7 protein-coding genes are annotated in these 11,797 nt (G+C 73.9%); 1 reads left to right on the top strand and 6 read right to left on the bottom strand.

What is annotated here, in order from left to right:
* From PV419_RS43030 to PV419_RS43020, 3 genes are all read right to left on the bottom strand, one after another.
* A partial coding sequence (locus tag PV419_RS43030) for a putative T7SS-secreted protein (RefSeq protein WP_319698423.1) occupies positions 1-1,374 on the bottom strand: 1,374 nt, incomplete at its 3' end.
* A gap of 151 nt (positions 1,375-1,525) precedes the next feature.
* Positions 1,526-2,425, bottom strand: coding sequence for an MBL fold metallo-hydrolase (locus PV419_RS43025; RefSeq protein ID WP_319698422.1), 900 nt, complete (start codon positions 2,423-2,425; stop codon positions 1,526-1,528).
* A 170-nt stretch (positions 2,426-2,595) separates the two neighbouring features.
* On the bottom strand, positions 2,596-3,246 hold the full coding sequence (locus PV419_RS43020; protein ID WP_319698421.1) for a LysE family translocator: 651 nt from the start codon (positions 3,244-3,246) through the stop codon (positions 2,596-2,598).
* Positions 3,247-3,377: 131 nt separating this feature from the next.
* Between PV419_RS43020 and PV419_RS43015 the strand changes: the two genes are divergently transcribed.
* Positions 3,378-6,932 carry an AfsR/SARP family transcriptional regulator gene (locus PV419_RS43015; RefSeq protein WP_319698419.1) on the top strand — a complete coding sequence of 1,185 codons (3,555 nt, stop codon included), beginning with the start codon at positions 3,378-3,380 and terminating at the stop codon, positions 6,930-6,932.
* A gap of 57 nt (positions 6,933-6,989) precedes the next feature.
* Here PV419_RS43015 and PV419_RS43010 read toward each other — a convergent pair whose 3' ends face one another.
* From PV419_RS43010 to PV419_RS43000, 3 genes are all read right to left on the bottom strand, one after another.
* Positions 6,990-7,895, bottom strand: a complete 906-nt coding sequence (locus PV419_RS43010) for a siderophore-interacting protein (RefSeq protein WP_319698417.1) — start codon at positions 7,893-7,895, stop codon at positions 6,990-6,992.
* A gap of 145 nt (positions 7,896-8,040) precedes the next feature.
* Positions 8,041-9,282: an acyltransferase gene (locus PV419_RS43005; RefSeq protein ID WP_319698415.1), complete on the bottom strand. Its 1,242-nt coding sequence runs from the start codon at positions 9,280-9,282 to the stop codon at positions 8,041-8,043.
* Positions 9,279-11,657: a glycosyltransferase gene (locus PV419_RS43000; protein WP_319698413.1), complete on the bottom strand. Its 2,379-nt coding sequence runs from the start codon at positions 11,655-11,657 to the stop codon at positions 9,279-9,281. Before PV419_RS43000 ends, PV419_RS43005 begins: the two co-directional genes overlap by 4 nt.
* Positions 11,658-11,797 lie beyond the last annotated feature (140 nt).

The following is an 11,797-nucleotide window of genomic DNA, read 5'->3' as shown; positions in this document are numbered from 1 at the left end:
CCACCGCCCGGCGCGGTAGCCGGACTCGGCCCTGCGGGAGAACACCAGCGGCAGCAGGCCGGGCAGGGACACATCGGTCTGCGGCAGGAACATCTTCCCCGTGGCCAGGTCCACCGGGTCGGTGCCCCCGCTGGTCTTGGCGGCGTCGGGAACACTGTGCTGCGCGGCGCCCTCCTCGGCGACCTGCCTGTGGCCGCCGAACTTCCCCCTCCAGCCTTTGCCCGGCGCCTGTTCGGCGATTTTCGCGAGGTCCTTGCCTGCGGTGGCGAAGCTCCGCAGGCCCCCGAGGCCCTTGGTGCCGACCAGTTCGGGCACCAGCCGCCCCAGGCCCTCCGCGGGGTCCTGCTCGAAGGAGTGCCACATGCCCTTCAGTGCCGTTTGGGGGTCGTTGGCCATCTGGAGCAGCCCGGCGGCGGTGGCGTTGACGTGGGTGGCGTACTCGGCGGGGTGGGCGAGGTTGTAGGGGTCCAGGGGGTTCATGGAGCGGGCGAAGCCGACGAGCCCAGCGGTGCCCTTGACCACGCCGCCGAGGAAGTGCTGCCCGTCCAGCCGGAGCCCGTCCAGCCCGTCCCCCGCCCGCTTCAAGTACGAGGGCTTCGCCGGGGCCTTGTCCCGCGCCGCCTCCACCGCCTGCCGGGCGGCGCGGTGTGCCACGTCCCGCTGCCGCCGCGCCTCGGCGAGGATGTCCTGTGCCGCCTCCATGCCGGCGCTGCCCGGGTCATGGAACGCGCCGGGCCGGTCGGGGAGCTCGCCCGGGTCGCGCCGGTCGGCGGGCGTGGCGTTGTAGGCGGTCACCGCGTCGTTGTAGGCGGAGACCTCGGCGTCGTGGCCGGCGCGGGCCTCCTGGGACGCCTTCTTGCCCTTCCGGTAGGCGCGGATCGCCTCGTCGGCCTGCTTCTGCGCCCACTCGACTGTCTCGGCGAACTCGCGCAGCGCCCCGGCCGCCTTCTCGCAGGCGTCGGCCGCGGCGTACCACTTCTTCGGCTGGGTGGACACCTTCTCGGTGAAGGCGGCGGCGGACTCTCCCTTCAGGGAGTCGGGGCCCACCCCCTTGAGCCCCTTGGCGACGTCGTTGAAGGCCTTCTGGAAGGTGGTCAGGTGGTCGGCGGTGGAACGCAGCTTGCCGGGGCTGCCGTGGACGAGCTTCTTCGGGTCCTCGGTCCGGTCGAGGTCCAACTCGGCGACGTCAGCGCCCAGCACGTTCGCGGCCGAGTCGGTCTTGTCGCGGACCCAGTCGGCACCGCCGTCCCAGCCGATGTCGTCCAGCCGGTCGGCGGTGGAGTAGCCCGCCCAGTCGATGATCTCGCCCGCGTTCTCCACCTGGTCGCCGACGAAGTGCTTCGCCGGATCAGGTATGAAATCCCCGATTCCCACGGTCTTGCTCCCGTGCTCGTCCTGGTGCCGACCGCGAGCCTACTGGCGCCGACGGCCGGGGAGATTGCCGAGGCCACGGGTTTGAGCAGCATCTGAGGAAGTGCGGTGGGGAGCCGCCGCGACCGGCGTCCGGGTGTGGCCCGCCGGTCGCTCACCAGCGGACGGCGGAGAAGTCGATCGGCTGGGGCCGCAGCGCCCGCACACGGTCCGTCAGCCCCGCCAGGCGGCGGGCCGTCTCCGCGGCGGTCAGCCGCTTGCGGTCCCCATGGCCGGGCAGCAGCCACTCGAAGCGCAGTCGTGGGGCCGAGCGGGCCAGGGACGCGGCCAACTCCTCGATGAAGTACCAGGTCACGCTCTCCACGACCTCGATGTCCGCCGTGGTGCGCGACCAGTAGAGGCTGTCGCCGCTGAAGCAGTACCGCTCGTCCGCGACATACAGGACGCTGCCCTCGGTGTGCCCGGGGAGGGGATGGGCGACCACGCCGTCGGCGACCTCGACCGGCTCGGTGCCGCGCAGCACGCGGTCGGCGTCCGGGGCCGCGGCCAGGTCGCCCTCGTGGATCCACAGCCGGGCGCCGAAGCGGTCCGCCCAGCGGCGGCCGTGCGCGGCGTGGTCGCGGTGGGTGAGCAGCACCTCGGTCACCGGGCCGAGCGCCTCGTACCGCTCGGCCAGCGACTCGCTCCAGCGCGGGGTGTCGACCATGACGTTCCCCGACGGGCGGCGCAGCAGGTACGAGTTGGCCGCGGCGGTGTGCGCCGAGTTGTGTCCGCACAGCCAGACGAAGTCGTCCAGGGCCATCGGAAACGGGTCGAGGGCCGGGTCGAGTCGCTGCCCGGACGGAGGGCGGATCGACCGGGTGTGGCAGGCGTACGCGGCGGTGTGCAGCAGCCTGGTCTCGGCCTCGTCGCGCGGCTGGCGCAGCATCCGCGAGCGGCCGTCGGCCTCGCCGATCAGCCCGGGGGCGAGCTGCCGCGCCACGTCGCAGTTCGTACAGCGGTCGTCCACGTACCAGCCGCCCTGTGCGGGGTCCGGCCGTGTCGTGTCGCTCATGGTTCCAGGGGTCCTTCCGTCTGTGCCGGTCACGGCCGGTGCGCGGCCGCTCACCTCATGGATATCCCGGGTGCGGCGCAAAAAAGAAGGGGGGCCGGACCTTGTCGTTTTCCGGGGAGGGGACTCTGAGCGACCGCGGCACACGCGGAAGGTTTGTGATGATGTGTCGGTCAGCGGCTGTCGAGCGCCAGCCGGACCGCGAGCCCGCCGAAGACCACGGCCGACGCCCGCTCCAGCCGACGGCGGAAGGAGGGCCGGCGCAGAAGCTTGTCCGCCAGACTTCCGGCGGCCAGCCCGACCGTCGAGTCCACCGGCAGCCCGACCATGATGAACAGCCCGCCGAGGGTCAGCAGCTGCAGCCACACCGGCCACGCCCCATCGCCCACGGTCAGGAACTGCGGCAGAAACGCCAGGTAGAAGAGGATGACCTTGGGGTTGGCCACATTGGTGAGCGTCGCCATCAGGTAGAGCTTGCGCAGCGGCCGCCGGGGCGCGGTGGCGGGCTCGGGATCCTGGTCGACCCCGCCGGGCGTATCGCGGCCCGCCCGCCACGAGGTGACGGCGAGGTAGATCAGAAACACCGCACCGGCCAGCCGCACCACCTCCAGCGCCTCCGGAGCGGCCCGGAACAGCGCGCTCAGGCCGAGCGCCGCGGCGAGCGTGTGCACGGCCAGACCGGTCGACATGCCGAGGGCGGCCACCAGCCCGGCGCGGCGGCCTCCGGCCGTGGCGTTGGCCACGATGAAGAGCATGTCCGGGCCGGGGGCGACGCTGAGCAGGAAGGCGGCCGCCACGAAGGCGGCGATGAGGGAGAGATCCATGCGGCGAGTATCACCGCGGCGGTGAAGCGGGCCAAGGCGTTTTCGCGGTGGTCGGGGGCGCGGGCGCGCGCTGGTCAGGGTCAGGGGCGCGGCTGGGGCGGCCCGGGCGGCGGTGCGGGGACAATGGGCCGGTGACCTACCGCTACCGAGTCCTCGGCGCCATCCAGGCCGTCCGTCCGGACGGCACCGAGGTGCCGCTCGGCGGCGCCCGGCTGCGCGCACTGCTGGGCGCACTGGCCATGGGCGGCGGCCGTCCGGCGTCCACGGCGCAGCTGGCCGCCTGGGTCTGGGGCGAGGACGAAGCGCCGCCCGCTGACGAAGTGGCGGCGGTGCAGGCGTTGGTGGGACGGCTGCGGCGGGCGCTGGGCAAGGAGTCGGTGGCCTCGGTGCCCGGAGGCTACCGACTGGTGGCGGCACCGGACGATATCGACCTGTTCCGCTTCGAGCGGCTGGCGGCGGAGGGCTCCGCCGCGATCGGCGCGGGCGACGCGCGGCTGGCCGCCACGCTGCTCGACGAGGCGCTGAAGCTGTGGCGCGGCCCGCTGCTCGCGGATCTGCCGGGCGCGGCGGGAGCGGCGTCGCCCGCCTCGCGCGGCGGCCCCGCCGCCGTACGAGCCGAACGGCGCCACGCCCAGGCGCGCCGGGACCGCCTGGCGGCCGAGGTGGCACTGGGCCGTGCGGAGGGCGCCCTGGCCGAACTGGCGGCGCTGGCGGGTCAGGAACCGCTGGACGAGCCACTGCACGCCCTCTGGATCCGAGCCCTGCGCACCACCGGCCGCCGCGCCGAGGCCCTGCAGGCGTACGAGGAGGTCCGCTTCCGGCTCGTCGATCGCCTCGGCGCGGATCCGAGCAGCGAACTGCGCGCCCTGCACGCCGAGCTGCTGGCCGAGGACGCGGCTCCGGCACCCCCGGACGCGTGGCCCGGCGGGCACCGCGGCGGCGCGTGGGGCGATGTGGGGCAGCGTGCTCGGTGGGGCGGCGCGGAGCGGGACGGCGCGCGCGGCGAGCGGTGGCACACCGAAGGCGGTACGGCGCGGCAGGCCGAAGGTGGGTTGGGGCAGCACGGTGCGCCCGATGGTGCGGGGCAGGACGACTGGCGTGGTGGGCGTGGTGGAGATGGGGGGCAACGCGGGCCGGGGAATCTGCGGCCCCGGCTCACCACCTTCGTGGGGCGCGAGGCGGAACTGGACGCGTTGGTCGGCGAGTTGCGCACCCGGCGGCTGGTCACCCTGATGGGTCCCGGCGGCGTCGGGAAGACCCGGCTGGCCCTGGAGGCCGCTGAGGCGGCGGCCGGGGCCGGGGCGGACGGGGCGTGGCCGGGCGGGGTGTGGGTGGCCGAGCTGGCGCCCGTACGGGGCGGAGAGACCGTGGCGGAGGCGGTGCTGACCGCCCTGGGGGCGCGCGATGCGGCGCTGCGGGGGCCCGGCGCCGGGGAGCTGCGAGCGGGCGGGGGAGCCGCGTCCGGCTCCCTCGCCGAGCTGGTGGAGCACTGCGGTCGGCGCCGGATGCTGCTCGTCCTCGACAACTGCGAGCATGTGGTCGACGCCGCGGCCGAGTTGGCCCAGGCCCTGCTCACCGGCTGCCCGGACGTGACCGTGCTGACCACCAGCCGGGAGCCGCTTGGCGTGCCGGGCGAGTGCGTGCGGCCCGTCGAGCCGCTGCCGCGCGAGGTGGCGCTGCGGCTGCTCGCCGAGCGCGGGGCCGCGGTGCGCCCTGGGTTCCGCGCGGAGGACGACCGGCCCGCCTGCGTGGAGATCTGCCGCCGGCTCGACGGCCTGCCGCTGGCCATCGAGCTGGCCGCGGCCCGGCTGCGGGTGCTGACCCCGCGGCAGATCGCCGACCGGCTGGACAGCCGCTTCCGGCTGCTGACCGGCGGCCACCGGACCGCACTGCCCCGGCAGCGAACGCTGCGGGCGGTGGTGGACTGGTCCTGGGACCTGCTGGACGACGGTGAGCGGACGGTGTTGCGGCGGCTGGCCGTCTTCTCGGGCGGCTGTGCGCTGGAGGAGGCCGAGGCCGTCTGCGCCGGGGGCGACTGGGCCGACCCCGTCCCCAAGGACACCCTCGACATCCTGAGTTCCCTTGTTGACAAGTCGCTCGTGCTCGCCGTCCCCGAGGGCCCGGGCGGGATGCGCTACCGCCTGCTGGAGACCGTCGCCGAGTACGCGGCGCAGCGACTGGCCGAGGCCGGGGAGCGGGAGGCCGTCGAGCGGCGGCATGTGACCGTCTACCGGGAACTGGTCCGCACCGGCGACCCGCTGTTGCGCGGGCCGGAGCAGCCGCGGTGGCTGGAGCGGTTCGAGGCGGAGCACGACAACGTACGGGCCGCGCTGCGGCGGGCCGTGGCGCTGCGGGAGGAGCAGGAGGCGCTGTGCCTGGCGCTGTCCATGAGCTGGTTCTGGCAGCTGCGCAACCACCACGGGGACGCCCGTTCCTGGGCGCCCGCCGTCGCCGCGCTCGGCCCCGACCCCTTCCTCCCGCCCGTACGGCCCGCCGTACCGCTGGCCGATCCCTGTACCGACCAGGCGCCGCCCTGGTCCGAGGAACAGCTGTGGGAGGCCAGGCGCGGGATGCGGCTGATGGTCTTCGCGGGCGGCGGAGGGGTCGGCGGCGCCTCGGCGGACCGGGAGGGCGCCCAGGAGTATCTGCGCGGGATCGTCGACGCGTACCGGCCGGGGCTGCCGCAGACCTGCCGCCAGCCGGGCTTCCTGTGGTTCTCCGCGAGGCTGCTCACCGGTCAGGCCGCGAGCCTCGGTGAGAGCCTGGACGCCATGGTGCGGGACTGCCGGGAGCTGGGGCACGTCTGGGAGCTCGGCTTCGCCCTGCTGCTGCGCGCGAGGCTGAGGTACGACCACCCCGGCGGCCCCGAGCGGTCGGCGGGCGATGCCGACCAGGCGCTGACGCGGTTCGAGCGGGCCGGCGATCCGTGGGGGATCGCGGAGTCGCTGTCCGCGCGCGGCGAGGCGCATGAGTGGCGGAACCGGTACGAGGAGGCCGCCGCCGACTTCGCGCGCGCCATCAAGATCTCCGCGCGGGGCGGCGCGCAGCCCCAGGTCCCGGCGCTCAAGGCCAAGCTGGCGTCCGTACGACTGGAGACCGCCCGGGACGCGGGGGAGGAGGCAGCGGCCGAACGGCTGCTGCGCCAGGCGGTGGCGGAGTCGGGCCGGTGCGCCGGGGAGACCCTGGACACGGCCCGGCTGATACTGGTCCAGCGCCTCGGCCGCACCGGCCGCACGGGCGCCGCGCGGGACCAGCTCGACCAGTTGGAGCAGGCCTTTCCCGCCGCCACCCCGGCGTTCCTCACCGGCATGGTGGCGGGCCTGCACGGCTGGCTGGACTGCCTGGACGGCGCGTACGAGCGCGCTCAGGGGCACCTCCGGCGGGCCGTGCGCTCCCTGGAGACCCTGGCCTATCTCATCGCCCCGCATCTGATCGCCGAGCAGTTCATCAGCGCGGCCTGGGCCAAGGCGCACCTGGGCGCGGCGGAGGACGGGGCGCGACTGCTGGGCGCCTACGACCACGGGCCCGTGATGGAGGGCTTCTGCTTCCGCTCCTTCTCGGCCGCGGCCGAGGTACGGCAGCGGGCCGAGGCGGAGCTGCGCCGGGCGCTGGACGCGCGGACGTACGAGCGCGCGTACGCCGAGGGCGGCGGCCTCGAGGTGAAGGAGGCCGCCGCCCTCGTGTGAGGCACACCGAGCCCTTGATAAAGACGCCTCATGGATAAAGGGGCCGCATAAAGGGCCTCAGCCGTTCGGCTGGGACTGCGCGTCCGCCACCCGCTCTCGCGCCTCGGCCAGGTCCTCCTCCGTCGGGGCGTCGTCCTGGGTGAGCCTCAGCCGCCAGTAGCCGGTGAAGTCGACCGACCGCCGGTCGATGCCGCGCTCGTCGACCAGGTGCCGGCGCAGGCTCCGTACCGCCCCCGCCTCACCGGCCAGCCATGCGAAAGGCGAGCCGGGCGGGAAGGCGGCCGAGCGCACCGCGTCGAGCAGGAGCCCGCCGGCTCCGGCGGGGCGCCCGTTCCGGTGCAGCCAGTGCACCTCCACCTCACCCGCGGTGGTGAAGCGCTGTTCCTCCGCCGCGTCGGGCACCTCGATGTACGCCACCGCGCGGGCGCCCTCGGGCAGCGCCTCGATCAGGGTGCCGATCGCGGGCAGCGCGGACTCGTCCCCGGCGAGCAGCGTCCAGTCGGCCGCGCCGAGCGGCACGGGGCGGGCGAAGGCCGCCGAGGGGCCGAACATGCCGAGCGTGTCGCCGGGCCTGGCCGCCCGCGCCCAGCGCGTCGCCGGGCCCGCGTTCCTGTCCCCGTCTCCCTCTCCGTTCCCATCTCCGTGCAGGACGAAGTCGATGTCCAACGACCGGCGCCGTGGGTGGTGCGCCCGGATGGTGTAGCTGCGCATCCACGGCCGCTCGTCCTCGGGGATCGCCTGGTACGCGTGGTACCACCGCATCACATCGCCGTCAGCGCCGGGCTCCGGGAGGCGGGGCGCCGACTGGCCGGGCCTGGGGAAGTACAACTTGACCTGCTGGTCGGGCGCGTCACAGACGAAGTCGGCGAGGTCGTCCCCGCCGAAGGTCACGCGCGCCATGCGCGGGGTGATCCGCTGGACCTCGGTGACCTGGATGAACCGGACCGGCGACGACTGCTGCACCGAACCTCCTGAAGGCTGTGGGGACGTGGACCGGGCGGCACACCGGGTGCGCCGCCCGCGCTCTCGACAGTCCCAGCCGCTCCCTACAACCGGTCGACAGCTTGCCTACAGCCCCCTACAGCCCTACAGGCTCCGGATGGGCGGCCTACTCCGGATAGAACGTGCGCGGCCGCCCCTTCCCGTCCCGCAGACGCCCCAGCAGGCTCGCCGGATACTCGATGACCCAGTAGCTCACCACCGCGCCCACCGTGGCCACCGCCAGCACGACCGCCACGGCGAGCGGGAAGCCCGCCGGGCCCGCGGGCGGCAGCAGGCCGCCGTCGTACAGGGCCAGCATGATCGGTTCGTGCCAGATGAACATGCTGTAGCTGATCAGCCCGAGCCAGGTCAGCCCGCGGGCCGTCAGCGTCCGGTGCAGCCGGGTGCGCCGCCGTACGTGCAGGGTGCCGAACAGCAGCACCGTCCACAGCAGGGCGGCGAGCGGGTGGTAAAAGGTGAACGCGGCGTTCTCCGGAGCCGAGTACAGCGACAGCAGATACAGGACCACCACCGCGCCCACCTGGAGCGCCGGCGCCGCGCGCCTGCCCAGCCGCCCCCGCTCGCCGAGGCCGACCGTCGCCACCGCCAGCGCCATGCCGGCCGCGAACCCGCCGAAGCGGGCCTGCGGGCCGAAGTACACCGGCCAGTCGGTGTGCGGCACCTCGAACCCGTAGCGGGCCACCGCGATCCACACCAGCGGCGCGACATACAGCAGCAGACAACCTCCGGCGCACAGCGCGACGCGCGTAGCGCGCCGGCGAAGAGGCCGGCAGGCGCGCACCGCCAGCGGGCCGAGGGCGACGAGCGCGAGGTAGAACAGCACCTCCAGCGACAGCGACCAGGTGGGGCCGATGGTGTAGAAGATCTGTTCCCGGTCGAAGACATGAGTGAAGGTCAGATGCGCGACCAGGTCCCGCCAGTTGCCCGGCAGCTCCGGATTGCGGCTCGCCCAGACGACCAGTACCGCGAGGAAGTAGAGCGGCAGGATCCGGATCGCCCGCCGGAAGAGGAACGCCCGGGCGGGGCGGGTCGAGCCCCCGTCGATCGCGGCGCGCGCGTACGACAGCGTCAGCAGATACGCGGACATCACAAAGAAGAGGTCGATCACCTCCAGGGAGATCAGGGAGCCGAGGTACCGGTTGCCGACCGGCGGGTGCGAGCCGTCGCGGTCGTAGGTGTAGTACTGCTGCCAGACGTGGAAGACCACCGTGCTCAGCGCGGCCAGGCCGCGGTAGCCCTCGATCTCGCCGGCCCGGCGGCGGGCGGGCGCCCCCTCCGGCGGCCGGGGCGGCGCGGGTGCCCGCCGCGTGGCGGGGACGGAGTTCACGGTCACCGTGTGCGTGCTCATCGATTCGCCGCCTCCTTCGCCGCCCGGGGGGTGACCCGCCACTGCCGGTCCCGTACCGCCTCCTTCAGACACGCCTGTCGGGCCACGATGTTCTTGAAGTGGGTGTAGAAGAAGGTCGACACGAGGAGATACCGCCAGAACCACCCCTTGCGGCGGCGCAGTTCCGGCACCGCGAGCCGCCAGGCGAAGGCGGCCTGGACCACCCCGGCCGACAGCGTGAACAGCATGGCCAGCACACAGGCCGGCACGGCCCAGTCGAGCCTTCCGGGGCCGCCCGCCTTCCACACCGCGTACATCAGGACCGGCAGGATCTGCAGGGTCAGCCACGGCTGCACCTCACGCCAGCCCAGCAGCACCAGCAGCCCCAGCTTCTGACGGAGGGTGAAGGCGGGGGAGCGCAGGGCCCGCCACAGGTGGCGGACCGAGACCTGCAGCCACCCCTGGGCCCAGCGCGACCGCTGGTTCCACAGCGACCTGAGCGTGGTGGGCGCCAGCTCGCGCGAGATGAGCGTACGGTCCATGGCGATCCGCGCGCCCTCGCCGAGCGCGCGCAACGAGGAGTCGATGTCCTCGGTCAGCATCGACCCGTGCATCCGGGTGCGGGCGAGCAGATCGGCGCGCCAGAAGCCGTTCGAGCCGCCGAAGACGCCGAATCCGTACAGCCGGGTCCGGCCGGGATGGCTGACCGCGTAGATCGCCTCGAACTCCACCCCCACCAGCCTCGCGACCCAGGAGCTGTCGCCGTTGCGGATCACGCAGTGGCCCTGGACGACGTCATAGCCGTTCGAGAGCCAGTCCCAGGCCTGCCGGAAGGCGTCGGGGGCGGGGTGGTGGTCGGCGTCGAAGAGCCCGACCACCTCGCCGCGCACCCGGCTGACCGCCGCGTTGATGTTCTGGGCCTTGGAGGTGGAGCCCGGCACCGGGAGCAGCACCAGCCGGGGGTCGCGGCGGGCCATCTCGCGCAGGGTGTCCTCGACGGGCAGCGGATGCGGCGTGTTGTACGCCAGCACGATCTCCAGGTCGTTCGGGTACTCCAGGCGCAGGAACGACTCGACGGTGTCGACGATGGTCGCGGCCTCATTGGGCAGATAGGCGGCGATCACGGCACTGGCCGGGGGGTACGGCTGCGCGGGCCGGTCGGGCCGGTCCACCGAGTCGAGCGCGAACAGACACTCCACCACGATCAGCACCGCGGACAGCAGCAGGCCCGCCACCACCACCCAGTACATGGCCGACCCCAGGTCCCAGCCCAGCTCGTACATCCGCTGGTACAGGACGAACGGCACGCCCACGCCCAGCAGCAGCACCAGGAGCGGGGAGAGCGCCGATATCAGCGGGCGCAGGGCCAAGGAGAGCGGACGCCGCCGCCGGTGACGGCGCGGCGCGCCGCGCATCCACGGCGCGTAGCGCACGGGGCGCAGATCCCGGTGGCGCAGCGACTCGGTCACCGCGTCCCGGGCCTGCTCGACGGCCTGGTGGTGGCCGGCGCACTCGGCGAGCGGGGTCCAGCCGATCGCGGGCGTCAGCCGGACGTTCTCGTCGGCGACGATGAACCGGGTGCCGGCCACGGTGCCCGCGAACTTCTGCAGGCTGCGCCGCGCGGCCTCCTCGTCCACGCCGGGCAACAGCATCAGCAGACGGCCGTCGTCGTCCCAGCCGAACCGGTCGCAGACGCCGCCCAGTTTCTCCGCCACGCCGGCCAGCCGCTCGGCGACCTCCCGGCGCACCCGTGGTCCCAGCCGGGACTCCAGGACGCCCATCTCGGCCACTTCCACCACGGCCATGACCCCGGCGCGCCGGCCGGCCACGGGCCGCTGCAGCTCCCGGCCGAGCTCGTCGAGGAAGTGCTGGCGGGAGTAGAGCCCGGTGCGCGGGTCGAGCAGCAGATTCTCCACCGGGACCGGGACCCGGCGCAGCTTGGCCTCGATCCGGGCGGCCAGCTCGACCGGGGCGGAGCTGTCCGGTACGCAGTCGTCGGCGCCCTGCCGCAGCATGTCCGCGACGCCGGTGGGCCCGGGGGCGGCGGTGACCATGAGCAGCGGCAGCGCGCGGCCCGCGGGGACGGCGCGGACCTCGCGGATCAGCTCGAGGCCGCCTTGTCCGCCGTGTCCGTCGTGTCCGCCGTGTTCTGAGGGCTGGTCGTCCAGCGCGACGATCGCGTCCGGGGGAGCCTGCTGGACCTGCAGATTGACGTCCCCGGGCAGGGCGTGGCTGACCTCGTGCCCGGCCCCGCGCAGGGTGTCGGTCAGCCGGTCGAGTCTGGGCCCCGGCATGCCGACGGCCAGCACATGGCCGGTGGGGCGGGCGGCGGGCGGTGGGTACGTGGTGGGCACGGGGCGGTGCGAAACGAGCACCTGGCCCAGACGTTCAGGCATAGACGTGGGTCCCATCCTGTTCGGATCGTGGGGGGCGGACCGAACTCAACTGTTTTTACCGACCGGCGAGTTGTGGGGGTGCCGGTCGGTCACACCAGTCTCAGTTGATCACTGTGACACCGCACGTACAAGACCGTGAC

The sequence above is a fragment of the Streptomyces sp. ME19-01-6 genome (assembly GCF_033793745.1).
Lineage (GTDB): Bacteria > Actinomycetota > Actinomycetes > Streptomycetales > Streptomycetaceae > Streptomyces.
The sequence above is the reverse complement of the archived record's forward strand: the minus strand, read 5'-3'. Positions and strand labels throughout refer to the sequence as shown.

Excerpts from the sequence above, each read along its gene's own strand:
- PV419_RS43025 (WP_319698422.1), bottom strand. The coding sequence starts at position 2,425 with ATGAGCGACACGACACGGCCGGACCCCGCACAGGGCGGCTGGTACGTG.
- PV419_RS43020 (WP_319698421.1), bottom strand. The coding sequence starts at position 3,246 with ATGGATCTCTCCCTCATCGCCGCCTTCGTGGCGGCCGCCTTCCTGCTC.
- PV419_RS43005 (WP_319698415.1), bottom strand. The coding sequence starts at position 9,282 with ATGAGCACGCACACGGTGACCGTGAACTCCGTCCCCGCCACGCGGCGG.
- PV419_RS43000 (WP_319698413.1), bottom strand. The coding sequence starts at position 11,657 with ATGCCTGAACGTCTGGGCCAGGTGCTCGTTTCGCACCGCCCCGTGCCC.